The organism is Kitasatospora sp. NPDC032757 (genome assembly GCF_055579305.1).
Genome location: NZ_JBVINN010000014.1, coordinates 126856 through 149890 on the forward strand (window position 1 = coordinate 126856; position 23035 = coordinate 149890).

Sequence of the window (23035 nt, forward strand, 5' to 3'; positions counted from 1 at the left end):
CCCCTGTTTGTCCGGTCCGGGGCCGCATCACCCCTTGCCGCGGGCCTGCTTCACCGAGCCGACCACGCCCGCGACCGCCAGCAGCACGCCGGCCGGCAGCAGCGAGAGGAAGAACGCGCCGAACAGGCTCGCGTCGCCGAGGAACGCCTGCGCCAGCGTGTTCAGCACCAGTAGTCCGCCGGCCGCCGGCAGCGCCGACTGCCACGGGTGCTCGGCCGCCCACGCGCGCAGCCGCCGGTCTCCGGTGTCGCGGCGCAGCCGGCCGCCCACCGTGCCGACCAGGAAGAAGAAGAACAGCGCCCAGCCGGCCGGACCGGCCAGCATGCTCAGCGACCAGTCCCCGGTGATCGCGTCGATCCCCAGGGCCGTCGCCCCCACCACCGCACCGACACCCGCGGCCGTCCGCCACGGTCCCACCGTCGCGGCGGCGACGGCGACTTGCCGGTTCTCACGTCGGGACATCTCTCCGTGTGCCATATCTCCACGGTGCGCCCGGGAACAGCCGCGGGCCATAGGGGAGAACCCCGAGTTTCTCCCTAGGGCGTGCCTGCCGCGCCCCGTGGGGCGCGCCCCGGGCTGCCCCGTGGGCTTCCGCAGGGTGGACGTTCCCGCTGCGGGCGGACCGGCGGTGCGAGGATGGCGGCAGGAACGGATGCAAGGAGCGGGCATGGGCAGCGCAGCGGCGCACGGGCAGAAGATCGCCTTCCTCGGCACGGGCAAGATCGGGGAGGCCCTGCTCTCCGGTCTGCTGCGGGCCGGGAAGGACCCGGCGGACGTCCTGGTGACCGCCCGCCGGCCGGAGCGGGCCGCCGAGCTGGCCGCCACGTACGGCGTCGCCGTGGTGGGCAACAGCGAGGCCGCCAAGCTCGCGGACACCCTGATCCTCGCGGTGAAGCCGCAGGACATGGGCACCTTGCTGGACGAGCTGGCGCCGCACGTCGGCGCTGACCGGCTGGTGATCTCGGCGGCGGCCGGCATCCCCACCGCCTGGTTCGAGGCCCGGCTGGCGGCCGGCACCCCGGTGGTCCGGGTGATGCCCAACACGCCCGTCCTGGTGGACGAGGGGATGAGCGTGATCTCCGGCGGCTCGCACGCCACCGAGGCGCACCTGGAGCGGGCCGAGGAGATCTTCCGTTCGGTGGGCAAGGCGCTGCGGCTGCCGGAAGCCCAGCAGGACGCGGCCACCGCGCTGTCCGGCTCCGGCCCGGCGTACTTCTACTTCCTGGTCGAGGCGATGACCGACGCGGGCATCCTGCTCGGCCTGCCCCGGCACGTGGCGCACGACCTGATCGTGCAGTCGGCGATCGGCGCCTCGGTGATGCTGCGGGACTCCGGCGAGCACCCGGTGAAGCTGCGCGAGGCGGTCACCTCGCCGGCCGGCACCACCATCGCGGCCATCCGCGAGCTGGAGAACCACGGGGTGCGGGCCGCCCTGCTCGGCGCCCTGGAGGCGGCCCGGGACCGCTCCCGGGAGCTGGCCTCCGGCGGCAAGTAGGGCCGCCGGAGCCGCCCAGTAGGCTCGACGGCATGGCCTACGACCTGGTGATCTTCGACAACGACGGTGTCCTGGTGGACAGCGAGCCGCTCTCCAACCGGCTGCTCGCCGAGTACCTGACCGAGCTCGGGTACCCGACCACGACCGAGGACTCCTACCGGGACTTCATGGGCACCGCCGCCCACCGGATCCACGACGTGATCGCCGAGCGGTACGACGGCGCGAAGCTGCCCGACGGCTTCGACGACCTGTTCCACGCCCGGGTGTTCGCCACGTTCGACGCCGAGCTCACCGCCGTCCGGGGCGCGGAGCCGCTGCTGAAGGAGCTTCAGCAGCGCTCCGTGCCCTACTGCCTGGCCTCCTCGGCGAGCCACGCGTGGATCCGCACCGCCCTCGACGTCACCGGCCTGCGCGGGTACCACGCCGAGGAGCGGATCTTCAGCGCCCAGGACGTCGGCGTCGGCAAGCCCGCGCCCGACCTCTTCCTGCACGCCGCCCGTACGCTCGGCGTCGACCCGGCCCGCTGCCTGGTGCTGGAGGACAGCCCCAACGGCGTGCTGGCCGCCCGCGCCGCCGGGATGGACGTGTACGGCTACACCGCGCTCACCGACCCGGCCAAGCTCACCGCCGCCGGTGCCACCGGGCTGATCGCGGCCCTGGCCGAGGTGCCGGCGCTGCTCTGAGCCCGCGGGGCCGGACCCCGGAACTCCCGCGCGACCCCTCCCGCAATCGCCCGCCACCGCCTACGCTCTCGCCAACATCGTCGTACCGGCCAGTAGCGAGGTCCGTGTGAGCACCGCGATACCCCCTCGGCTGCGGCAGGCCAGAGCCGCGCTCGCCGCGAGCTTCCTGCTCCAGGGCGTCACCTTCGCCCTGCTGGTCACCTGCATCCCCGAGCTCCAGGACCGGTACGGGCTCAGCGACGCGCTGCTGCCGGTCTTCCTGGCCGCCGTGCCGGTCCTGGCCGGGGTGGGCTCGATCCTCTCCGAGCAGCTGGTGAAGCGGACCGGCGCGCGGGCCGTGCTGCGGGTGGTCCAGCCCGCCGTCTGCCTCACCCTGGCCGGAGCCGGGCTCGGCGGGACGCTCTGGCAACTCGCCCTCGCGCTGGGCGCGTTCGGGCTGCTGGTCGGCGCGCTGGACGCCAGTATGAACATGCTCGGCGTGGGCCTCCAGCACCTCTACGGCCGCTCGGTCATGCTCGGCTTCCATGCCGCGTTCAGTCTCGGCGGCATCGTCGGCGCGGCCCTCGCGGGCCTCGGCTCGCACTACGACCTCGGCCTGCCCGTCCTGTTCGGGACGGCCGCCGCCGTGGTCGCCCCGCTCGCCGTGGCGGCCGGCACCCTCCCCCGGCCTTCGGCCGGGGGGACCCCCACCGCCGGGCCCGCCGAACTCGGCGACGCCGTCCGGGAGGCCGCCGAGGCCGCGGCCCGGTCCATTCCGTGGCGGCCGCTGCTGCCGCTCTGCCTGGCGATGGCCTTCGCCTACATCGCCGACGCCTCGGTCTCCAACTACAGCGTCAAGTACCTCACCGACGGCCTGGGCAGCCCCGAGGACGTCGCCAAGCTCTCCTACCTCGGCTACATGGTGGCGATGCTGCTCGGCCGTGCGGTCGGCGACCGCGCGGTACAGCGCTGGGGCGCCGTCCCGGTGGTCCGCGGCGGTGCCGCACTGGCCGCGCTGGGCTTCGCGGCGGCGGCCGCCGCGCCCGGTGCGGCGGCCGGGATCGCCGGCTTCACCGTGCTCGGCTTCGGGATCTGCGCGATCATCCCGCAGGTCTTCGCGGCCGGCGGGCGGCTCTTCCCGGCCGACTCGGACGCCGCCGTGGCCCGGCTCAACCTCTTCAACTACGTGGGCTTCCTGATCGGTTCGCCCCTGGTCGGGGCGATCGCCGGCGCCGGCTCGTACCGCTGGGCGCTGCTCGCCCCGATGCTGCTGGTGCTGGCCGTCCTGCCGCTGGCCGGCCGGTTCACCCCCGCCCCGGTGCTCGCTCCGGCGACGGCCTGAGGCCCGCGGCCCGCGGCCCGAGGTCCGAGGCCCGCGGTCCGGGTGCTGGGCGCAGGGCTCAGGGCTCGCGGATCTCGTCCAGTGACTCCTGCATCAGCGCCTTGGCGCGGGTGAACCAGTCCGCGAGGACGGCGATCTCGGCCGGGGTGTAGTCGGCGAACAGCGCGCCGAGGCGCTGGTAGAACGGGCCGTAGACCTCCAGGACGCGCGCCTGTGCGGACTCGGCCATCACCACCCGTACCCGGCGCCGGTCGGCGGGGTCGGCCTCCCGGTGGGCGTAGCCGGCCTTCTCCAGGCGGTTGAGCACGCCGGTCACCGCGCCGGTGGTCAGGTGTGCCCGCTCGGCGAGGTCGCCTGCCGCCAGCGGCTCCCCGGCCAGGGCCGCCTCGATGACGAAGCCGAGGCAGGTGAGGTCGGTGACGTTCAGTCCGAGCCGTGCGGCGATGTCCTGTTGTCCGAACTGTGCGAGCGCGATCATCCGGTCCATCGCGTACTGCGCCTGCTCGGCCGTCGCCTGCGGGCGCGGCTTGCCCTCCACGGGAGATCTCCTTAGTATCTAAGTTACTTAGCTCGTGAGATAAAACGTCTGCGCGGCCGCTCCGCCCTGCGGTCCGGCCGGCCGCGGGTCCCATCACACCAAAGAAGGAGACATGGGCGCACACGACGAGCACGACATGGGCCACACCGTCGCCGGCTGGACCGGCGTCGCCCTCGCGGTCACCGGCAGCGCCGTCGCCGGCCTGGCCCTGGTGGCCGGCTCGGCGGCAGGGCTCTGGCTCGGCGCGGCGGTCACCGCCCTCGGCGGGCTCACCGCCTGGCTGCTCCACCTCGCCGGCTGGGGCAAGGCCACCGGCCCGCGCCCGCCCGGCCGCCGGCACTGGCGCACCCGCGACACGGCCGCCGGGTACGGCCACCCCGACTGCCTCGGCTGCCGCCTGGCGGGCCGGACGGGCACCGCGGCCGTCACCGCGGCCGTCACCGCGAGCGGAACCGGGGCCGCCCCCGCACCGCGGCCGGCCGGCCGGGCCGCCCGCGGGTAGCCGCGCCCGCGGGCCGGGGCCACGCCCCTGGCGGCCGTCGCACCGCCGCGACGCACTACCGTGGAGGCCATGCCCGAAGCCGAGCGTGACACCCCCTGCGGCCTGCATCTCTTCTGGGACGAGGCGGTCATCGCCTACGACTTCGGTCCCGGCCACCCGATGGACCCGGAGCGGCTGGCGCTCACCATGCGCCTCGTGGAGTCGCTCGGGCTGGACGCCGGGCCGGGTGTGACCGTCCGCTCGGCGCCGCCGGCCGGGGACTCCACCCTCCACCTGGTGCACACCCGCGAATACGTCGAGGCGGTCAAGCACGCCGCCGCCCACCCGGACGAGCGGGACCAGCGGCACGGGCTCGGCACCGACGACAACTGGGCCTTCCCCGCCGTGCACTCCGCCTCCGCGCTGATCGCCGGCCAGTCGGTGGCCGCTGCCGAGGCGGTCTGGCGCGGCGAGACCTCGCACGCCGTCAACTTCGCCGGGGGCCTGCACCACGCCATGCCCGGCAAGGCGTCCGGCTTCTGCATCTACAACGACCCCGCGCTCGCCATCGCCCGGCTGCTCGAACTCGGCGCCGAGCGGGTCGCCTACGTCGACGTGGACGTCCACCACGGCGACGGTGTCCAGCAGGCGTTCTGGGACGACCCCCGGGTGCTCACCGTCTCGCTGCACGAACACCCCGCCACGCTCTTCCCGCAGACCGGCTGGGCCACCGAGACCGGCGGTCCGGACGCCCCCGGCACCGCCGCCAACCTTCCGCTGCCCGCCGGCACCGGTGACTCCGGCTGGCTGCGCGCCTTCCACGCCCTGGTGCCCGAGCTGCTGGCCGCCTTCCGCCCGCAGGTCCTGGTCACCCAGCACGGCGCGGACACCCACCTGGAGGACCCGCTCGCCCACCTCGCCGTCACCGTCGACGCCCAGCGGCTGATCGCCGAGGAGCTGCACGCCCTGGCCCACCGGCACGCCGAGGGCCGCTGGATCGCCCTCGGCGGGGGCGGCTACGCCGTCGTGGACGTCGTCCCGCGGACCTGGACCCACCTCGTCGCCACCGCCGCAGGCCGGCCCGTCGACCCGGCCACCGAGACCCCGGAGGCCTGGCGCGCCGAGGTGTACCGGCGCACCCGCCGCCCGGCCCCGCTGCGGATGACCGACGGCGCCCGGCCGGCCTGGCGGGACTTCGACGCGGGATACGATCCGGCCGACCGGCTCGACCAGGCGATCCTGGCCGCCCGCCGTGCCGTCCTGCCCCACCACGGCCTGCTGCCCTGACCGGGGGGACTGACCAGGGCCCCGGCCGGGGCCTGAACCGCGGCCCCCGGTTGTGAAGGGTGTGGGTGGTGCGCACGGACGGTACGGCAGACCGCCGAGCGACTACGTACTGCAACAGTCCTATCTCTCACCGTACGAGGACTGCGCTTCTCCCTCTTCCCACTGGTACCACCCATAACTACTCTGGGGATACACGTGTGCCGGTGGAGTCACCGGAGGGGAAGCCGGTGCCTTGCACACGGGTAAGGGTCGGGTGATGGTCATGAGTTCCGGCGAACGCCCCCTGCAGGAAGTTGTCTTCCTGACCGTGGCCGAGGTGGCCGCGGTCATGCGGGTGTCGAAGATGACGGTGTACCGGTTGGTGCACAGCGGAGAGCTGCCGGCCATCCGGGTCGGGCGGTCCTTCCGGGTGCCCCAGCAAGCGGTGCACGAGTACCTCAAGGAGTCGTACGTGCGGCTCGAGAGCGCGTAGGACAGGCGGCGGGTCGGGGCTCACAGCCGGTGGGCCCCGCACTCGTTTGCCGCAGATTTCCCCCGAGTTTCCCGGTCACCGGGAGCACGATTACTGCCCTGGGCCTACGGACGGTAGGCTAGGCCCTCCGTCAGTCGTATGGACTCCGTCTCTCACGGACGGGAGTCTCAGTGAGCGAGGGTTGTTCCGTGGGCTCTGTCATCAAGAAGCGTCGCAAGCGTATGGCCAAGAAGAAGCACCGCAAGCTTCTGAAGCGGACCCGCGTGCAGCGTCGCAACAAGAAGTAAGCGCCCGCCGCGCCCTGCGCGCCCGGCGCTTCCACCGCCCGTCCAGGCCCCTGTGGTCTGGGCGGGCGGTGTCGTTTCACGGCCCGCCGCGGTGTCGCGGTACGGTGCACGCAGGCCGCGAAGGCCGAGGAACGAGGTGCAGCACCGTGGGCAAGGTCGTGCTCGTCACCGGCGTGGCCCGCCAGCTGGGGGCCCGCTTCGCCGCCGAGCTCCGCCGCCGGCCCGGCGTCGACCTGGTGGTCGGCGTGGACGTGCTGCCGCCCCGGCAGGCCGTCGAGGAGCCGGACGGGCCCGCCGCGCCGTACCGGTTCCACCAGCTCGACCTGCGCCGCCCGGCGGTGGCCCGGGTGATCGCCGAGCACGGCGTCGACACCGTCGTCCACCTGGCCGTGAGCGCCACCGGTCTGGGCTCCACCAACCGCTCGTCGGTCAAGGAGTCCAACGTCATCGGCACCATGCAGCTGCTCGGTGCGTGCCAGAAGGCGCCCGGGGTGCGGCGGCTGGTCGTGAAGTCGACCACCGGCGTCTACGGCTCGGCGCCGCGCGACCCGGCGGTGTTCACCGAGCGGACCCAGCCCAAGAACCTGCCCGGCGGCGGCTTCGCCAAGGACGCGGTGGAGGTCGAGGGCTACGTCCGCGGCTTCGCCCGGCGCCGCCCGGACGTCGCGGTGACGGTGCTGCGGTTCGCCAACATCGTCGGCCCCGGCGCCGACACCCCGCTCAGCGAGTACTTCGCGCTGCCGGTGCTGCCCACCGTCCTCGGCTACGACCCGCGGCTGCAGTTCGTCCACGAGGACGACGTGCTCGCGGTCCTCTCCCGGGCGGCCGACGAGCCCGAGCCGGGCACCGTCAACGCCGGCACCTTCAACGTGGCGGGGGAGGGCGTGCTGCTGCTCTCCCAGTGCGCCCGCCGGCTCGGCCGGCCGATGCTGCCGCTGCTGCTGCCCGCGATCAGCTGGATGGCCGGGCTGGCCCGGCAGACCAGGATGGTCGACTTCTCGCCCGAGCAGCTGCGGCTGCTCACCCACGGCCGGGTGGTGGACACCACCCGGCTGCGCGAGACCTTCGGCTACCGGCCCCGGTACACCACCCCGGAGGCGTTCGCCGACTTCGCCGCCGCGCAATCCGCCGGCCTGCTGCCGCCCGAGCGGCTCGCCGCCGTCACCGACGGGCTGGCCGCGCTGCTCGGGCGCGAGTACGGCCCGGCCACCCGCCCCGACCGACCCAGGAGCTGAACCCGCGATGAGTGCCGCAGCCGAGAACGCGCCGGGCCGGGCCAAGGTCATCCCGATCGAGTCCGCGCCCAGCTGGAGCGAGCCCGACCGGCCCGCCGGCCTGGCCGACCAGCTCGCCGACGCCGTCGGCGGGGCGCTGGCCGGGCGGCTCGGCCCGGCCGCCACCCGGCTGTTCGGCAAGGGCTGGGAGGGCCGGGCCGCCGAAGGCCTCGCCTTCCTGCGCCGCCGGGTCACCGGGGACTACGAGGTGGACGAGTTCGGCTTCGACCGCGAGCTGACCGAGGAGGTGCTGCTCTCGCTGCTGCGTCCGCTCGCCGAGAAGTACTTCCGGATCGAGGTGCGCGGGATCGAGAACATCCCGGCCGAGGGCGGCGCGCTGATCGTCGCCAACCACTCCGGGACGATCCCGCTGGACGCCCTGATGACCCAGGTCGCCATCCACGACCACCACCCCGGCGGCCGGTTCCTGCGGATGCTCGCCGCCGACCTGGTGTTCGTCCTGCCCGGCATCAACGAGCTGGCCCGCAAGGCCGGCCACACGCTGGCCTGCAACGAGGACGCCCAGGCGCTGCTGGAGCGCGGCGAGCTGGTCGGGGTCTGGCCGGAGGGCTTCAAGGGCATCGGCAAGCCGTTCTCCGACCGGTACAAGCTGCAGCGGTTCGGGCGGGGCGGGTTCGTCGCCTCGGCCCTGCGGGCACAGGTGCCGATCGTCCCCTGCTCGATCGTCGGGGCGGAGGAGACCTATCCGATGATCGGCAACTTCAAGACCCTCGCCCGGCTCCTGGGCCTGCCGTACGTGCCGATCACGCCGACCTTCCCGTGGCTCGGGCCGCTGGGCGCGGTGCCGCTGCCGACCAAGTGGACGATCCAGTTCGGCGAGCCGATCGCCACCGACCGGCACCCTGTGGAGGCGGCGGACGACCCGATGCTGGTCTTCGACCTGGCCGACGAGGTGCGGGAGACCATCCAGCACACCCTCTACGAGCTGCTGGTGCAGCGGCGTTCGGTGTTCTTCTGAGCCTGCCGGCGTCCTGCCGGATTCCTTTCCGGAACGGCTGAGGGGCCCGGCGGCAGCGCCGGGCCCCTCAGCCGTGTTCGACCGCGTCAGCCGCCGAGGATCCGCAGCCCGGGCAGCAGCCCGGGGATCAGCGGGGGCACCTCGACGGCCTGCGGCGGTGCGTCGCCGGTGGCGGCGCTGGGCGTCCCGGACGGCTGTGAGGCCGCCTGGTCGGGCGTCGGGTCGGGGCTCGGCGAGGGCTTGGTGCCGGTGAGCCCGTCGGTGAGGTTGTCGACCAGCCCGTTGACCGCGCCCGCGGCGTTGCTGGGCACGCTGCTCGGGGCGCCGGCGCCGCCGTTGCCCGGCGTGCTCGCCCCGGTGGACGGTGCCCGCTCGGTGGTGCCGGCCTTGCCGCCGTTGGCGCTGCCCGCGCCGCCGCTCTGGGCCGGCCCGGTGCCCGGTGCGGCGTTGCCGCCGACGGCCGGGGTGCCGGCCGGGGAGCTGCCGTTGGGCGCGGAGCCCGTGCCGCCGCCCGTCCCGTTGCCGGCCTTGTCGCCGCCCTTGGCGGGCGGCGCAACCAGTCGCAGGGGCGCGACGTCCTCGCTTATGTCGTCGAAGAGCTGGTCGACCAGGTGCGCCTGGGGGATCAGCTGGACCGGCAGCCTGCTCTGCAGGTCGCTCCACCGGTCGTCCTCGTCCTGGGCGAAGCCGGCCAGGGTGCGCATCGGGTCGAGCGAGCCGTTGCTCCGGTAGACCGAGCGCAGCAGGTCGCGGCCCTTGAGGGCGTCGGCGTGCATGTCGTCGAGCGCCTTGCGGACCTGATCGACGGTGCCCGGGCTGAGCGCGCCGGCGCCGTCCGTCCGGCCGACCAGGCTCTGGGCCTCGTCGAGCCGGGTGGCGGCGTTGTCGAGCAGCAGCCCGCCGCGCTCGCTGTCGGAGTTCGCGAGGTCCAGCCGGAGCCCTTCGAGGCCGCGCTTCATGCCGTAGAGCGTGTCCCCGGGCAGCGCGGTGGAGCTGGCGACGGCCGCGCCGGCGAAGCTGCCGACGGCGAGCCCGGCGACCAGGCCGCCGATCGCGAACCGGCGGCTCCAACGGCCGCGCGGCGCCATCCGGACCGCCCGGTGCCTGCGCTGGCGGGGGACGGTCGCGCCCGGTCCGCCGGCGAAGGCCTGCTCGAACGCGGCCATCAGCTGGGCGCGTTGGACGGTTCGGACCTCCGCGTCCAGCTCCGGTCCGGGCAGCGCGCCGAGCGCACCGGCCATGCCGACCAGCTCGGCCATGGCGGCCGAACCGGCACCGGTGGAAGCGGTGTTGGCCGATCCGGCAGCGGCGGCGCCGCGTTGCTCTGCCTGGTGGGCCTCCAGCGCCTCGGCGAAGGCCTTCACCCGCCGGTGCTCCAGCACGTTTGCCGTCACGGGCCACACCTCCCTTCGTCGTTGTCGACACCCCGGCCTGCCGGACGGTTGCCTCGGCGGGCCAAAACCACTCCATCGGGTGAGAGGTCGCAATTCGACTTGACCGTACGCCTGGTGGAGGCTTGCACGCTGGCCAACGAGCGGTGCGGGCGGTCGGTTACGCACGGCTGATCATCGGACCGACCGTTCACCCGGACGTGTCGGGCCTGCACCGACGGTGACGGCACCCCTGGCGCCCTCTCCGCCGTCCGCCCGGCTCGCTGCCCGGCCATCTCACCGGGGCGGTCCCCGGCGCCGTCTCCGGTGGCGTTCCCGCCACGGCCCCCTGGTCCGGCTCCGCTCACCGCGCGTCGGGCGGCAGCAGACGGGCCAGCGTCCGCACCGCGCGGTACTGGAGGGTCTTGATGGCGCCCTCGTTCTTGCCCATGATCCTGGCCGTCTCGGCCACCGAGAGCCCCTGCAGGAAGCGGAGCGTGACGCACTCCTGTTGCTGCGGGTTGAGCCGGCGCACCGCGTCCAGCAGGGCGGCGTTGGAGAGCGACTCCAGCACCGACTCCTCCGGGCTGCGCTCGCACTCGTTGGAGTCGAGCATCTCGCCGGTGGTGACCTCCAGCCGGAACCGGCTGGACTTGAAGTGGTCGGCCACCAGGTTGCGGGCGATGGTCACCAGCCAGGCGCCGAAGTCCCGGCCCTGCCAGGTGAAGGTGCCGATCCGGCGCAGCGCGCGCAGGAACGTCTCGCTGGTGAGGTCCTCGGCGGTGGCCCGGCTGCCCACCCGGTAGTAGATGTAGCGGTAGACGGTGTCCGCGTAGTGGTCGTAGAGGCGGCCGAAGGCCTCGCTCTCGCCGGCCTGGGCCTTCTCGACCAGCTCCATGATCGGGTTGTGCTCGGTCTCGTAGCCGGGGCTCGGGGCCGTCCTGGCCCGGCTGCGGCCGCTGGCGCCGGTGGCCCCGGTCCGGCCGCGCGAGCCGGTCCCGGTGGAGGAGCCGGCGGCGGTGGTGCGCAGGGCCTGGCCGGCGGGTTGGGGCGGGCCGTAGCCGAACGCGGCGCCGGCGGGGACCAGTTGGGGCGAGGCGGCGAGCTGGCTGCGGAGCAGGGTGCGCAACAGCTCCAGGCCGGTGGAGATCTGCCGGGCGGAGGGCAGGCGGCCGCGGAGGCTGGTGCGGGAGCGCAGGGGCGCGGGCGACGGGCGGGAGGGTGCAGGCGCGTCGTTCCGGACGGGTGGGTACACGGGACTCCCAGAGGCAGAACTGTGGACGGATCACCTCCGCCTGCGCGGAGAGCACGCCCGCGCCGCCCGGTCGGGAGGGGCGCGTGGGTGACGTGCATCCAGGAGAGAATAACGCTTTGTGCAATGACAGCTACACCGTGTGGTCGAAGTGGTCGCTTGGGGTCCGCATTGCATGCATATTCGGCTGACACTGACCGAAGATGTCATCGTTCATCCGGCTCAACGTGATCGAACAGGCGCACAGGGTGACCAATTTGGCGGTCTGGCGGGCGGTTTCCCAGTCATTGGCCTCGGCAACCCCTGACTTTCCCCGTCTGACGAACGATCAGAACTGGTCACTGGCTGACAGGTTCGTTCGCTCGGCTCGGACGGCCCTGCGCCACGCGGGAGTTCGCCCGTACGAGCGGCCTGGTCAGCGTGCGGATTGACGGGCGGTCACCCGCCCGGGGGAAGCCGTCGTCCCGGCGCGCCACGGCACGGCGGAGGCGTCGTCCGGACGCGGTCCGGGCGGGGTCCGGGTGTGGTCCCGGGTGCGGATCAGGCGCGCCGGCGGCGGTGCAGGGCGACCCCCGCGGCCGCCCCGCCCGCGACGACGCCCAGTGCGGCCGCCGCCGGGAGGCCCACCCGGGCCGCCTTGCGCCCGGTCCGGAAGTCCCGCACCCGCCAGCCCTGGGCCCGGGCGTGCCGGCGCAGCGCGCCGTCCGGGTTCACCACGTACGGGTGGCCGACCAGCGAGAGCATCGGGATGTCGTTGGCCGAGTCGCTGTACGCGGCGCAGCGGTCCAGGGCGAGCCGTTCGCGGCGGGCCAGCGCCCGGACGGCGGCCGCCTTGGCGGGCCCGTGCAGCAGCTCGCCGACCAGCCGGCCGGTGTAGAGGCCGTCCTCGGCCTCGGCGACGGTGCCGAGCGCACCGGTCATGCCGAGCCGGCGGGCGATGACCCGGGCCACCTCCAGCGGGGCGGCGGTGACCAGCCAGACCCGCTGGCCCGCGTCCAGGTGCATCTGGACCAGGGCGCGCGTGCCGGGCCAGATCTTGTCGGCGACGACCTGCTCGAAGACCTCCTCGCAGAGGGCTTCGAGGTCGGCGGTCCGCTTGCCGGCGACCAGGCCGAGCGCGGTGTGCTGGGCGTCGGCCATGTGGTCCGGGTCCTCGGCGCCGTGCAGCCGGAACCAGGTCTGCTGCCAGGCGAACCGGGCGATGTCACGGCGGGTGAGGAAGCCGCGGCGGTAGAGGCCGACGCCGAGGTAGAAGATCGCGGCGCCGCGCAGGATGGTGTTGTCACAGTCGAAGAAGGCGGCGGCGCGCGGGTCGTCCCGCTCGGGGGTGTGGTTCCCGGCGGGTTCCTTGGGGGCCTTCGCCGACCGGTCGGCCGCCGGGGCCTGCTCCTCCGGTGCGTCCGGGGCGACGGCGACGGCCGGCTCGGCCCGCAGGGCGGCCTCCGCCGCCTCGGCCGCGGCCTCGCCGGCCAGGGCGGTCCGCGCGGTGGTGGAACGCCTTGACTGGGTGAGCCTTCGGAGCACGGCCATGGCACCGAGCATAGCCAGCCGGGCCGGGAGAGGCCGTGACGACGGCGTGCCCGCGCGGTGAACACCGGGCGGCCCGCCCGTGGCTCCGGGCCGGCGTGGGGCGGGCGCACAATGGCCGGGTGAGCCCACTGCTGCGACGTGACAAGAACCCGAGCCCGAACCCGGCCGAGCGGACCGTGACCCTGGTCGGCAAGCCCGGCTGCCACCTGTGCGACGACGCCCGGGAGGTGATCGTCCGGGTGACCGGCGAGCTGGGTGCGTCCTTCGAGGAGAGGGACATCACACAGGACGAGGAGCTGTACCGGAAGTACTGGGAGCAGATCCCGGTCACCCTGATCGACGGCCGCCAGCACGACTTCTGGCGGGTCGACGAGCGCCGCCTGCGCGCCGCCCTGGGGGCCTGAGGGGCGGGCGGTACGCGCGCGGGCCCGGTCCGGGCGGCCCGCGCCCCTGCCGCCGCCGCCCCCGCCGTCCGGCGGGGGGCGGTTCGCCGAATCGTTGTGAAGAAAACCGGGATCGGTCTGGGGAGCCCCCCGCTGGTCGGCTTACGATCGAACTCGTTTGCGCCCATGGGGGGCTGAGCACGCGAGGAGTGCCGCCATGCTTCCCGGCCCGACCCCTGGGACTTCCGTCGTGCCCGCCGGGGCCGGCGGGTTCGCGGTGGTGGACGTGGAGGCGACCGGCCGCAGCCCGTGGCGGCATCGGGTGGTCGAGGTCGCCGTGGTGCTGCTGGACGGGGCGCTGCGCCCCGAGGCCGAGTTCTGCACCCTGCTGGACCCGTTGGGCCCGGTCGGCCCCACCCATGTGCACCGGATAGCCCAGGCCGACGTCGAGGGCGCCCCCCGGTTCCGCGAGATCGCGCCGCGCCTGCTGGAGCTGCTGGCCGGCCGGGTGCTGGTCGGCCATCACGTGACCTGCGACCACGCCTTCCTGGACCGTGAGTTCGCCCGGATCGGCGTGCCGCTGCCGCCGGTCCCCCTGCTCTGCACGATGCGGCTGGCCCGCGCGCACCTGCCGCAGGCTCGCGGCTTCGGCCTGGCGGCCTGCGCGGAGGCGGCCGGCCTGGGCCGGTTCCCGGCGCACACCGCGCTGGGCGACGCCCGGGCCACCGCCGAACTGCTGAGGCACTGCGTGGGGGCGCCGTCCTGTCCGCCGAACGACTGGGCGGTGCCGTTGCGCGAGGCGGCCCGGGTGCCGTGGCCGCGGCTGGGCCGGGCGCGTTCCCGGCCGTCCGGTGAGCCCGTTCCGCTGCGCCATCGCGACCTGCCGCCCGAGGCGTCGCCGGCGGGCCCGCCCGAGCCGCCGCGGGAGCCCCCGTACCCCGTCCGGACGCCGGGCGCGCAGCCCCCGGCGGCGGCCCGGAAAGGGACCGGTGCTATGGGGTCCTCGGCGTGATGCGCATCACTGTGCGGGGACAAATCGGACACCATCTTTGTGCACACGTTCACAAACGCATAGCCTGGCTGCCAAAGCCCAGCTTCACCCACAGGAGCACCGTGGCAATCGGCCGATCACCACAGAGCAGTTCGCAGACGCCCGACCAGGGTGCCGCGCGCCGACCCTCGCGTGCCCGGGGAATCCCGGAGGCGACCGTCGCCCGTCTTCCCCTCTACCTGCGGGCCCTCACCGCGCTCTCCGAGCGCTCGGTGCCGACCGTCTCCTCCGAGGAGCTGGCCGCCGCCGCGGGCGTGAACTCCGCGAAGCTGCGCAAGGACTTCTCCTACCTCGGCTCGTACGGCACCCGCGGTGTCGGCTACGACGTCGAGTACCTCGTCTACCAGATCTCCCGCGAGCTGGGCCTGACCCAGGACTGGCCGGTCGTCATCGTCGGCATCGGGAACCTCGGCCACGCGCTCGCCAACTACGGCGGCTTCGCCTCCCGCGGATTCCGGGTGGCGGCCCTGCTGGACGCCGACCCGGCCGTGGTCGGCAGCAGCGCGGCCGGCCTGCCGGTGCGCCACATGGACGAACTGGAGTCCATCGTGGAGAGCCAGCACGTCTCGATCGGCGTCATCACCACCCCGCCCGGCGCCGCCCAGCAGGTCTGCGACCGCCTGGTCGAGGCCGGTGTCACCAGCATCCTCAACTTCGCCCCGACCGTGCTGACCGTCCCGGACGGCGTGGACGTGCGCAAGGTGGACCTCTCCATCGAGCTGCAGATCCTGGCCTTCCACGAGCAGCGCAAGGCCGGCGAGGAGCCCGACCGCACCGAGTCGGTGCTGGACCGCGCCCCCGGCCCGGTCCGCGCGGCCGCCGCCAAGCTGCGCCGTGCCGCCGGCGGCTCCGGCAAGACCCGTACGACCGCCGAGCCGGCGGCCAAGGACGCCGAGGCGGCGCCGAAGGCCGACAAGCCCGGCAAGGGCGGCGAGGGCGAGCTCTCCGTGGTGATGCCGGCATGAGCACCGAGATCCGTGGCACCAGGGGGCGGGCATGAGTCTTCTCGTCGTAGGGCTGAGTCATCGCACCGCCCCGGTCGGCGTGCTGGAGCGCGCCGCCCTGACCGGTGACGTCCCGACCAGGCTGCTGCACGACGCGGCGGCCACCGCGACCGTCGCCGAGGCCGCGCTGCTGAACACCTGCAACCGGATCGAGCTGTACGCGGACGTGGACAAGTTCCACGCCGGCGTCGCCGAGCTGTCGCTGCTGCTGGCCCACCACAGCGGGGTGGACCTGGAGGAGCTGACCTCCCACCTCTACGTCCACTACGAGGACCGCGCCGTCCACCACCTCTTCTCGGTGGCCTGTGGCCTGGACTCGATGGTGGTCGGCGAGGGCCAGATCCTCGGGCAGCTGCGCGACGCGCTGGCCAAGGCGCAGGACGAGCACACCGCCGGGCGCGGCCTGAACGAGCTGTTCCAGCAGGCCCTGCGGGTCGGCAAGCGGGCGCACAGCGAGACCGGCATCGACAAGGCCGGCCAGTCGCTGGTGACCTTCGGCCTGGAGCAGGTCGCGGCCGGCGCGGGCGAGATCGCCGGCAAGCGGGCCCTGGTGGTCGGCGCGGGCTCGATGAGCTCGCTGGCCGCCGCCACCCTCGTCCGCTCCGGCGTCACCGACCTGCTGATCGCCAACCGGACGCCCGAGCGCGCCGAGCGGCTGGTCGAGATCCTCGGCGCCGGTGCGGCCAGGACGGTCGAGCTGGCCAAGGTGCCCGAGGCGCTGGCCGACGTCGACCTGGTGATCTCCTGCACCGGCGCGGCCGGCGTGGTGATCAGGGCCGAGGACGTCGCCGCGGCGGTCGCCGCCCGCGGTGCCGCCACCCCGCTCGCCTTCCTCGACCTCGCCATGCCCCGCGACGTCGACCACGCCGTGCACGAGCTGCCCGGCGCGCTCCTGGTCGACCTGGAGAGCCTCTCGCACGCCCACGCCGCCACCCCCGGCGCCGGGGACGTGGACGCCGTCTCCGGCATCGTCGCCGACGAGGTGGCCGCCTTCGGCGCCGCCCAGCGGGCCGCCCGGATCGCCCCGACCGTGGTGGCGCTGCGGGCGATGGCCTCCGACGTGGTGGCCGCCGAGCTGGGCCGCCTGGACTCCCGACTGCCCGGTCTGGACGAGCGCTCCCGCGCCGAGATCACCCAGACCGTCCGCCGGGTCGTCGACAAGCTGCTGCACGCGCCGACCGTGCGGGTGAAGCAGCTGGCCGCCGAGCCGGGCGGCGCGTCCTACGCGGACGCGCTGCGCGAGTTGTTCGACCTCGACCCGGCGGCCGTGCACGCGGTCTCGGGCACTCCGATCGGCACCCAGCAGCCTTCGGGCGGGGGCGCCAGATGAACCGTCAGCCATCCCACGAGTACCACCGGGACGATCACCTCATGAATGGTCAACCGCTCACCGACCAGGCCCCGGCCGCCACCGCACCCCTGCGGCTCGGCACCCGGCGCAGCGCGCTCGCCATGGCCCAGTCGGGCATGGTCGCCCGCGAGGTGACCCGGCTCACCGGGCGCCCCGTCGAGCTGGTGGAAATCACCACCTACGGCGACACCTCCCGGGAGGCGCTGGCACAGATCGGCGGCACCGGCGTGTTCGTCTCCGCCCTGCGGGACGCCCTGCTGGAGGGCCGGATCGACTTCGCCGTGCACTCGCTGAAGGACCTGCCCACCGCCGAGCCCGCGGGCCTGGTGCTGGCCGCGGTGCCCGAGCGCGAGGACGTCCGCGACGCCCTGGTGGCGCGCGAGGGCCTGGCCCTGGACGAGCTGGTCGAGAAGCTGGCCGGCGCCGGGCACACCGCCCGGGTCGGCACCGGCTCGCCGCGCCGGATGGCCCAGCTGAACGCGTGGGCCCGCGCCCGCGGCGCCCAGCTGGAGACGGTCGCGATCCGCGGCAACGTGGACACCCGGATCGGCTTCGTCACCTCCGGCGAGCTCGACGCGGTGGTGCTGGCCACGGCCGGTCTGAACCGGCTCGGCCGCGCCGCCGAGATCACCGGGCACCTCGACCCGGAGCTGATGATCCCGGCCCCCGGCCAGGGCGCACTCGCGATCGAGTGCATCACCGCCGACCCGGATCTGATCACCGCCCTCTCGGCCCTGGACCACCTGCCCACCCGGGTCGCGGTGGCCGCCGAGCGTGCCCTGCTGGCCACCCTGGAGGCCGGCTGCTCCGCACCGGTCGCCGCGCTGGCCACCTGGGGCCACCTGTACGAACTGCGGCTGGAGGGCGTGGTCGGCACCGTCGACGGCGCCACCCTGCTGAAGATGTCCGCCAACGGTCCGATCGTCCTCGACGAGACCGCCGTGCAGCAGGCGACGGCCCTCGGCCACGCCCTTGCCGCCCGGCTGCTCGACGCGGGCGCGGCCGCCCTTATGGGGGAGCAAGCCCGATGAGCCCCACCACCGCCACCGACACCCCGTTCCCGGCCGACAGCCCGTTCGCGGGCGGGCCGGCCGCCGCCGGACGGTGCACATTCCTGGGCGCGGGCCCCGGGGACCCGGGCCTGCTGACCCTGCGCGCCGTCGAGGTGCTGGCCTCGGCCGACATCCTGGTCGCCGACCCGCTGACGGCCGCCGCCGTGCGCAGCCACTGTCCGGCCGGTGTGCAGGTGCACGCCCCCGCCGCCGAGGGCACCGACTTCGACCTGGCCCAGCTGGTCGCCGAGGCGGTCCGCTCCGGCAAGCACGTGGTCCGCACCGTCGACGGTGACCCGGGCCTGGACGGCTGCGCCGCCGAGGAGATGCTCAGCTGCGCGGGCGGCGGGATCCCGTTCGAGGTGATCCCGGGTGTCGCCCAGTCGGTCGGCGTGCCGGCCTACGCGGGCGTCCCGCTGCGCGGCACGGCCGGCACCGACGTCCGGTTCGTGGACGGCGCCGCGCTGCTCGCCGGCAGCCCGGTGGACCTGGGCGCGCCGGAGACCACCCTGGTCGTCCGCACCACCCTGGGCCAGCTGCCGGCCACCGCCAACGCGCTGGTCTCCAACGGCCGCAAGCCGGAGTCGGCGCTCAGCGCGACGCTCTCCGGCACCACCACCCGCCAGCGCACCTTCACCGCCACCCTGGCCACCATCGCGGGGGACCTGAAGGCGGCTCGGGTGCTGCCCTCGCCGGTCTCCGCCCCGGTGGACCCGGCGACCTCCGTGATAGCCGTGGTGGGCGAGCAGGTCGCCCACCGCGCCTCTCACTCGTGGTTCGAGACCAAGCCGCTGTTCGGCTGGAACGTGCTGGTGCCGCGGACCAAGGAGCAGGCCACCGGCCTCTCCGAGCAGCTCCGCTCGTACGGCGCGGTGCCGCAGGAGGTGCCGACCATCGCGGTCGAGCCGCCGCGCACCCCGCAGCAGATGGAGCGGGCGATCAAGGGCCTGGTCACCGGCCGCTACGAGTGGATCGCCTTCACCTCGGTGAACGCGGTGCGCGCCGTCCGCGAGAAGTTCGAGGAGTACGGCCTGGACGCCCGGGCGTTCGCCGGGATCAAGGTCGCGGCGGTCGGCGAGACCACCGCGCAGGCGCTGGTGGACTTCGGCGTGAAGCCCGACCTCGTACCGTCCGGCGAGCAGTCCGCGGCCGGGCTGCTGGAGGACTGGCCGCCGTACGACCCGGTGTTCGACCCGATCGACCGGGTGCTGCTGCCGCGTGCCGACATCGCCACCGAGACCCTGGTGGCCGGCCTGGTCGAGCTGGGCTGGGAGGTCGACGACGTGACGGCGTACCGGACGGTGCGCGCCTCGCCGCCGCCGGCCGAGACCCGCGAGGCGATCAAGGGCGGCGGCTTCGACGCGGTGCTCTTCACCTCGTCCTCGACCGTGCGCAACCTGGTCGGCATCGCCGGCAAGCCGCACAACGTGACCGTCATCGCCTGCATCGGCCCGGCCACCGCGAAGACCGCCGAGGAGCACGGCCTGCGGGTCGACGTGATGGCTCCGGCCCCGTCGGCGGCCGCACTGGCCCAGGCCTTGGCAGACTTCGGGGCCAAGCGCCGTGACGCCGCGACCGCGGCGGGCGAGCCGGTCTACCGGCCCAGCGAGCGCCGTCCGGGCTCGCGCCGCAAGGCCCGCTGAGAATCCTCCTGCCGGGGGCGGCAACCCCGTCGCCCCCGGCGCTGCACAACCGTTCGGAGAGAGAAGCCGTGTCCGCTGAATTCCCGTACGTTCGCCCCCGCCGGCTCCGCACGACCCCGGCGATGCGCCGGCTGGTCGCCGAGACCCGGCTGCACCCGGCGGAGCTGATCCTGCCGCTGTTCGTCCGCGAGGGCGTCAGCGCGCCGGTGCCGGTGACGTCGATGCCGGGCGTGGTCCAGCACACCCGCGACACCCTGCGCAAGGCCGTGGTCGAGGCCGCCGAGGCGGGCCTGGGCGGGGTCATGCTGTTCGGCGTGCCGGAGGTGCAGGACGCGGTCGGCACTGAGGGCACCAACCCGGACGGCATCCTCCAGCAGGCGATCCGGGACGTGGTCTCCGAGGTCGGCGACTCCCTGGTCGTGATGTCCGACCTCTGTCTGGACGAGTACACCGACCACGGTCACTGCGGCGTGCTGGCCGCCGACGGCAGCGTGGACAACGACGCGACGCTGGAGCGCTACGCCGAGATGGCCCGGGTGCAGGCCGACGCCGGTGTCCACCTGGTCGGCCCGTCCGGGATGATGGACGGCCAGATCGCGGTCATCCGCAGGGCCCTGGACGAGGCCGGGCACCAGGACGTGGGCATCCTCGCCTACACCGCCAAGTACGCCTCGGCGTTCTTCGGCCCGTTCCGGGAGGCGGTCGGCTCCTCGCTGAAGGGCGACCGCAAGAGCTACCAGCAGGACCCGGCCAACGCCCGGGAGGCGCTGCGCGAGCTGGAGCAGGACCTCGCCGAGGGTGCCGACCTGGTGATGGTGAAGCCGGCCATGGCGTACCTGGACATCCTGCGGCAGGTGGCCGACGCCTCGCCGGTGCCGGTGGCGGCGTACCAGGTCTCCGGCGAGTACGCGATGGTCGAGGCCGCCGCGGCGAACGGCTGGATCGACCGGGAGCGGATGATCATGGAGACGCTGACCTCGATCCGCCGGGCCGGTGCCGGGCAGATCCTCACCTACTGGGCGCTCGAGGCGGCCCGCCTTCTGGCGCGCGACTGAGCGGGACGCCCCTCGGCCCGCCTCCTTCTCCGATCCGGTCCCGGAACACGTCGCAGCCACGGTCGCGTGTCCGGCGGGTTCCGGGCCGGGGCCGGGCGGCGCCCGCCAGGTGGTGATCACCCTTCGACCGGCCCGTCGCCAGCACGGGCCGGTCGCCGTCGGGCCGGGCGACTCAGGCCCGCCCGCCCCCCCCCGACGCCCGGGCGTGAGTGCAGCTCCAGGGTCGAGGCCGCTCTGCCGAATGGGTGAAGTTGGGTGCGGTGTCGACGCCTCCTCAGGTTGCCGTCGTTAGTCCGGTGTCCGCGGAATCTGCGGAGAAGACCCACACGGAGGCTTTAATGAACGTTGGCAAGAAGGCGGCCTTTCTGACGGCGGCTGCGGGTGCGCTGGTTCTCGTCGGTGCGGGTGGCGCCAGTGCCCACGGGTTCGGCCACCTGTTCGGCCAGGAGGGTGTCGAGCAGAGCAACACCTGCTCCACCGCCCCGGGCGTCCTCGCCCTGACGGGCCTCGCCCCCGACATCGAGTACGACACCAACTGCCTCAACGTCGACGCGAGCGGTGGCGGCGCCTCGGAGCAGAGCAACAACTGCTCCACGGCGCCGCAGGCCGCCACCCTCACCGGGCTGCTCGCCCCGGCGCCCGAGATCGAGTACAACACCAACTGCGTCAACCTCGCCGGCGACTTCCACCACGGTCACTGACGACGAGTCGCTGACCCACCCCCCTCCTGTCCTGTTCGGCGGGCTGGAGACGGGCGAAGCAAGCATTCTCCTCCTGGTCGAGGTTGCGGCCCCTGGAAGCATTCCCAGGGGCCGCTTCCGCGTGCGGGCTCGACGACGGGCACCGGGAGCCCGATCACTCGAGTGCAATGCGTGATCCGGACGGGTGAAGCTGGGTGTCCTCCCGAAGATATGACGGCCTCCGTTGGTATGCCTGAATTCTCCGTCGACATTCGCGGAGAACCCCACACGGAGGCTTTTGATGAACGTAGGCAAGAGGGCGGCCCTTCTGATGGCGGCTGCGGGCGCGCTGGTTCTCGTCGGTGCGGGTGGCGCCAGTGCCCACGGGATCGGTGACCTGTTCGGCAGCGGGGTCGAGCAGAGCAACACCTGCTCCACGGCCCCGGGCATCCTCACCTCGGCCGGCCCGCTCGACGCCGAGTACGACACCAACTGCATCAACATCGATGTGAGCGGTCACGGCGCCTCGGAGCAGAGCAACAACTGCTCCACGGCCCCGGCGGCCGCCACCCTCACCGGGCTGGTCGGGACCAGCTCGCTCAAGTACCACACCAATTGCATCAACTTCGCAGGCCGACCGCACCACTCGCACTGAGTCGCTGAGCCACCGGGCCGACTTCCGTCCCGTCCGGGGGATCGGAACGGGGCGAAGCGTGACGTCCGGTCAAGAATGCGGTCTCTGGAAGTATTCCTCCAGAGGCCGCGTCTGCGTTGCGTGGACTGGCGGCGGAGTTATGTCCTGCGTTCGAGGGCCCGATAACCGGGTGCCGGATTACTCGAGCGGCGCGCGTGGTCCGGACGAGTGAATGTTGGTGCGTTCCCGAAGCCCTCGTGGGCTGCCGTCGTTAGTCGGATGTCTGCGGATGTCCGCGGTAGAGATTTCCTACGGAGGCTTTAATGAACGTTGGCAAGAAGGCGGCCTTTCTGACGGCGGCTGCGGGTGCGCTGGTTCTCGTCGGTGCGGGTGGCGCCAGTGCCCACGGGTTCGGCCACCTGTTCGGCCAGGAGGGTGTCGAGCAGAGCAACACCTGCTCCACCGCCCCGGGCGTCCTCGGTGTGACCGGCACGCTGACGCCCGAGCTCGAGTACGACACCAACTGCCTCAACGTCGACGCCAGCGGTGGCGGCGCCTCGGAGCAGAGCAACAACTGCTCCACGGCGCCGGAGGCCGCCACCCTCACCGGGCTGCTCGCCCCGGCGCCCGAGATCGAGTACAAGACCAACTGCGTCAACGTCGCGTTCTAGAAGTCTGCTGAAGATCTTGCTGATGGAGGGGCTGTCCCGGTTGGGGACAGCCCCTCCTGGGCTATGTGGTCGCGGGGGCGATGGCCCAGCCGGTCTTGGAGCGGGTGCACCGCCCGCGCAGGTGGCCAGCAGCGACGGGTCGAACGCGGTGTCGTTGAGGCTGAGCGGGCAGGCGGCCCTCCACCGCAGATCGCAGCGCAGCTCCTGGACCGCGTGGAAGTCCGAGGCCCGTGCAGGCTCTGCGGGATCACGGTCGCCGCTCCTGCTGGGCATGCGGTCCCTGGAGGTCCGCGGACCGCATGCCGTGGCGGAGACGACCGCGGCTCGGCTGGTCGGCCGGCCTGTTCCGCGGTCCGTTGACGTGGCCGGTACCCCCGGCCGCTGAGCCGCTGACGAACGTGCGCCGGCCCTGACGGGCCGGGAACAGGCGACGCCGCTCCCCCGGCCAGGAATGCAGCCCTTGGAAGCCTCTCGTCCCGGGGCTTCGTCCGTCCGTATGCGCGGGGCAGATCGCCAGGTTCAGAAGGTCGCGGCCTTCGGCG

24 protein-coding genes are annotated in these 23035 nt (G+C 73.8%); 19 read left to right on the forward strand and 5 right to left on the reverse strand.

Annotation, left to right across the window (positions count from 1 at the left end; all coding sequences use genetic code 11):
- Nucleotides 1-27 precede the first annotated feature (27 nt).
- Nucleotides 28-462 (reverse strand): hypothetical protein, encoded by a 435-nt coding sequence (locus tag ACZ5WK_RS18355; RefSeq protein WP_465548434.1) that lies wholly within the window; start codon nucleotides 460-462, stop codon nucleotides 28-30.
- A gap of 205 nt (nucleotides 463-667) precedes the next feature.
- Here ACZ5WK_RS18355 and proC point away from each other — a divergent pair, with 205 nt between their 5' ends.
- The 3 genes from proC (at nucleotide 668) to ACZ5WK_RS18370 (ending at nucleotide 3499) form a co-directional block, all read left to right on the forward strand.
- On the forward strand, nucleotides 668-1495 hold the full coding sequence (proC, locus tag ACZ5WK_RS18360) for a pyrroline-5-carboxylate reductase (RefSeq protein WP_465548435.1): 828 nt from the start codon (nucleotides 668-670) through the stop codon (nucleotides 1493-1495).
- Nucleotides 1496-1527: 32 nt separating this feature from the next.
- Nucleotides 1528-2178: an HAD family hydrolase gene (locus ACZ5WK_RS18365; RefSeq protein ID WP_396321864.1), complete on the forward strand. Its 651-nt coding sequence runs from the start codon at nucleotides 1528-1530 to the stop codon at nucleotides 2176-2178.
- Between the two features lie 106 nt (nucleotides 2179-2284).
- Nucleotides 2285-3499, forward strand: coding sequence for an MFS transporter (locus tag ACZ5WK_RS18370; RefSeq protein ID WP_465548436.1), 1215 nt, complete (start codon nucleotides 2285-2287; stop codon nucleotides 3497-3499).
- A gap of 58 nt (nucleotides 3500-3557) precedes the next feature.
- Here ACZ5WK_RS18370 and ACZ5WK_RS18375 read toward each other — a convergent pair whose 3' ends face one another.
- Nucleotides 3558-4037 carry a MarR family transcriptional regulator gene (locus tag ACZ5WK_RS18375; protein WP_465548437.1) on the reverse strand — a complete coding sequence of 160 codons (480 nt, stop codon included), beginning with the start codon at nucleotides 4035-4037 and terminating at the stop codon, nucleotides 3558-3560.
- 112 nt (nucleotides 4038-4149) lie between these two features.
- Between ACZ5WK_RS18375 and ACZ5WK_RS18380 the strand changes: the two genes are divergently transcribed.
- The 6 genes from ACZ5WK_RS18380 (at nucleotide 4150) to ACZ5WK_RS18405 (ending at nucleotide 8817) form a co-directional block, all read left to right on the forward strand.
- A complete protein-coding gene (locus tag ACZ5WK_RS18380; protein WP_465548438.1) occupies nucleotides 4150-4539 on the forward strand; it encodes an HGxxPAAW family protein in 390 nt (129 codons plus the stop codon).
- 69 nt (nucleotides 4540-4608) lie between these two features.
- Nucleotides 4609-5805: an acetoin utilization protein AcuC gene (locus ACZ5WK_RS18385; RefSeq protein ID WP_465548439.1), complete on the forward strand. Its 1197-nt coding sequence runs from the start codon at nucleotides 4609-4611 to the stop codon at nucleotides 5803-5805.
- A 262-nt stretch (nucleotides 5806-6067) separates the two neighbouring features.
- Nucleotides 6068-6277 carry a helix-turn-helix domain-containing protein gene (locus tag ACZ5WK_RS18390; protein ID WP_148644250.1) on the forward strand — a complete coding sequence of 70 codons (210 nt, stop codon included), beginning with the start codon at nucleotides 6068-6070 and terminating at the stop codon, nucleotides 6275-6277.
- Nucleotides 6278-6465: 188 nt separating this feature from the next.
- On the forward strand, nucleotides 6466-6564 hold the full coding sequence (locus ACZ5WK_RS18395; protein ID WP_003948845.1) for a 30S ribosomal protein bS22: 99 nt from the start codon (nucleotides 6466-6468) through the stop codon (nucleotides 6562-6564).
- Between the two features lie 146 nt (nucleotides 6565-6710).
- Entirely contained in the window at nucleotides 6711-7799 is a 1089-nt protein-coding gene (locus tag ACZ5WK_RS18400; RefSeq protein ID WP_465548440.1) for an NAD-dependent epimerase/dehydratase family protein, read from the forward strand.
- 7 nt (nucleotides 7800-7806) lie between these two features.
- Nucleotides 7807-8817, forward strand: a complete 1011-nt coding sequence (locus ACZ5WK_RS18405) for a lysophospholipid acyltransferase family protein (RefSeq protein WP_465548441.1) — start codon at nucleotides 7807-7809, stop codon at nucleotides 8815-8817.
- An 86-nt stretch (nucleotides 8818-8903) separates the two neighbouring features.
- Here ACZ5WK_RS18405 and ACZ5WK_RS18410 read toward each other — a convergent pair whose 3' ends face one another.
- The 3 genes from ACZ5WK_RS18410 to ACZ5WK_RS18420 all read right to left on the reverse strand — a co-directional run bounded on the left by ACZ5WK_RS18410 (nucleotide 8904) and on the right by ACZ5WK_RS18420 (nucleotide 12969).
- Entirely contained in the window at nucleotides 8904-10211 is a 1308-nt protein-coding gene (locus tag ACZ5WK_RS18410; protein ID WP_465548442.1) for a DUF5667 domain-containing protein, read from the reverse strand.
- 340 nt (nucleotides 10212-10551) lie between these two features.
- On the reverse strand, nucleotides 10552-11442 hold the full coding sequence (locus ACZ5WK_RS18415) for an ECF subfamily RNA polymerase sigma factor, BldN family (protein WP_465548443.1): 891 nt from the start codon (nucleotides 11440-11442) through the stop codon (nucleotides 10552-10554).
- Between the two features lie 537 nt (nucleotides 11443-11979).
- A complete protein-coding gene (locus tag ACZ5WK_RS18420; RefSeq protein ID WP_465548444.1) occupies nucleotides 11980-12969 on the reverse strand; it encodes an HAD family hydrolase in 990 nt (329 codons plus the stop codon).
- Nucleotides 12970-13088: 119 nt separating this feature from the next.
- Here ACZ5WK_RS18420 and ACZ5WK_RS18425 point away from each other — a divergent pair, with 119 nt between their 5' ends.
- The 10 genes from ACZ5WK_RS18425 (at nucleotide 13089) to ACZ5WK_RS18470 (ending at nucleotide 22493) form a co-directional block, all read left to right on the forward strand.
- The gene (locus tag ACZ5WK_RS18425; RefSeq protein WP_465548445.1) at nucleotides 13089-13373 is read left to right on the forward strand and encodes a glutaredoxin family protein; all 285 of its coding nucleotides are present in this window, start codon (nucleotides 13089-13091) and stop codon (nucleotides 13371-13373) included.
- 196 nt (nucleotides 13374-13569) lie between these two features.
- On the forward strand, nucleotides 13570-14364 hold the full coding sequence (locus ACZ5WK_RS18430; protein WP_465548446.1) for a 3'-5' exonuclease: 795 nt from the start codon (nucleotides 13570-13572) through the stop codon (nucleotides 14362-14364).
- A 101-nt stretch (nucleotides 14365-14465) separates the two neighbouring features.
- Nucleotides 14466-15368, forward strand: a complete 903-nt coding sequence (locus ACZ5WK_RS18435) for a redox-sensing transcriptional repressor Rex (RefSeq protein WP_465548447.1) — start codon at nucleotides 14466-14468, stop codon at nucleotides 15366-15368.
- A 31-nt stretch (nucleotides 15369-15399) separates the two neighbouring features.
- On the forward strand, nucleotides 15400-16737 hold the full coding sequence (locus ACZ5WK_RS18440; protein WP_465548448.1) for a glutamyl-tRNA reductase: 1338 nt from the start codon (nucleotides 15400-15402) through the stop codon (nucleotides 16735-16737).
- Nucleotides 16738-16778: 41 nt separating this feature from the next.
- Nucleotides 16779-17789: a hydroxymethylbilane synthase gene (gene hemC / locus ACZ5WK_RS18445; RefSeq protein ID WP_465548449.1), complete on the forward strand. Its 1011-nt coding sequence runs from the start codon at nucleotides 16779-16781 to the stop codon at nucleotides 17787-17789.
- Nucleotides 17786-19453 carry a bifunctional uroporphyrinogen-III C-methyltransferase/uroporphyrinogen-III synthase gene (locus ACZ5WK_RS18450; RefSeq protein ID WP_465548450.1) on the forward strand — a complete coding sequence of 556 codons (1668 nt, stop codon included), beginning with the start codon at nucleotides 17786-17788 and terminating at the stop codon, nucleotides 19451-19453. The genes hemC and ACZ5WK_RS18450 overlap by 4 nt, the downstream gene beginning before the upstream one ends.
- Nucleotides 19454-19521: 68 nt before the next feature.
- Complete coding sequence (gene hemB, locus ACZ5WK_RS18455) at nucleotides 19522-20508, forward strand: porphobilinogen synthase (RefSeq protein WP_465548451.1); 987 nt, start codon at nucleotides 19522-19524, stop codon at nucleotides 20506-20508.
- Between the two features lie 338 nt (nucleotides 20509-20846).
- Nucleotides 20847-21209: a hypothetical protein gene (locus tag ACZ5WK_RS18460; protein WP_148644260.1), complete on the forward strand. Its 363-nt coding sequence runs from the start codon at nucleotides 20847-20849 to the stop codon at nucleotides 21207-21209.
- 280 nt (nucleotides 21210-21489) lie between these two features.
- The gene (locus ACZ5WK_RS18465) at nucleotides 21490-21843 is read left to right on the forward strand and encodes a hypothetical protein (protein ID WP_465548452.1); all 354 of its coding nucleotides are present in this window, start codon (nucleotides 21490-21492) and stop codon (nucleotides 21841-21843) included.
- Nucleotides 21844-22145: 302 nt separating this feature from the next.
- Complete coding sequence (locus ACZ5WK_RS18470) at nucleotides 22146-22493, forward strand: hypothetical protein (protein ID WP_465548453.1); 348 nt, start codon at nucleotides 22146-22148, stop codon at nucleotides 22491-22493.
- The last annotated feature ends 542 nt before the right edge of the window (nucleotides 22494-23035 follow it).

What these genes read in the sequence shown, in the direction of transcription:
- ACZ5WK_RS18470 (WP_465548453.1), top strand. Translation starts at nt 22,146, where the DNA reads ATGAACGTTGGCAAGAAGGCGGCCTTTCTGACGGCGGCTGCGGGTGCG.
- hemC (WP_465548449.1), top strand. Translation starts at nt 16,779, where the DNA reads ATGAATGGTCAACCGCTCACCGACCAGGCCCCGGCCGCCACCGCACCC.
- ACZ5WK_RS18420 (WP_465548444.1), bottom strand. Translation starts at nt 12,969, where the DNA reads ATGGCCGTGCTCCGAAGGCTCACCCAGTCAAGGCGTTCCACCACCGCG.
- ACZ5WK_RS18460 (WP_148644260.1), top strand. Translation starts at nt 20,847, where the DNA reads ATGAACGTTGGCAAGAAGGCGGCCTTTCTGACGGCGGCTGCGGGTGCG.
- ACZ5WK_RS18390 (WP_148644250.1), top strand. Translation starts at nt 6,068, where the DNA reads ATGAGTTCCGGCGAACGCCCCCTGCAGGAAGTTGTCTTCCTGACCGTG.
- proC (WP_465548435.1), top strand. Translation starts at nt 668, where the DNA reads ATGGGCAGCGCAGCGGCGCACGGGCAGAAGATCGCCTTCCTCGGCACG.
- ACZ5WK_RS18385 (WP_465548439.1), top strand. Translation starts at nt 4,609, where the DNA reads ATGCCCGAAGCCGAGCGTGACACCCCCTGCGGCCTGCATCTCTTCTGG.
- ACZ5WK_RS18380 (WP_465548438.1), top strand. Translation starts at nt 4,150, where the DNA reads ATGGGCGCACACGACGAGCACGACATGGGCCACACCGTCGCCGGCTGG.
- ACZ5WK_RS18450 (WP_465548450.1), top strand. Translation starts at nt 17,786, where the DNA reads ATGAGCCCCACCACCGCCACCGACACCCCGTTCCCGGCCGACAGCCCG.
- ACZ5WK_RS18430 (WP_465548446.1), top strand. Translation starts at nt 13,570, where the DNA reads ATGCTTCCCGGCCCGACCCCTGGGACTTCCGTCGTGCCCGCCGGGGCC.
- ACZ5WK_RS18440 (WP_465548448.1), top strand. Translation starts at nt 15,400, where the DNA reads ATGAGTCTTCTCGTCGTAGGGCTGAGTCATCGCACCGCCCCGGTCGGC.
- ACZ5WK_RS18465 (WP_465548452.1), top strand. Translation starts at nt 21,490, where the DNA reads ATGAACGTAGGCAAGAGGGCGGCCCTTCTGATGGCGGCTGCGGGCGCG.
- ACZ5WK_RS18365 (WP_396321864.1), top strand. Translation starts at nt 1,528, where the DNA reads ATGGCCTACGACCTGGTGATCTTCGACAACGACGGTGTCCTGGTGGAC.
- ACZ5WK_RS18405 (WP_465548441.1), top strand. Translation starts at nt 7,807, where the DNA reads ATGAGTGCCGCAGCCGAGAACGCGCCGGGCCGGGCCAAGGTCATCCCG.
- ACZ5WK_RS18355 (WP_465548434.1), bottom strand. Translation starts at nt 462, where the DNA reads ATGTCCCGACGTGAGAACCGGCAAGTCGCCGTCGCCGCCGCGACGGTG.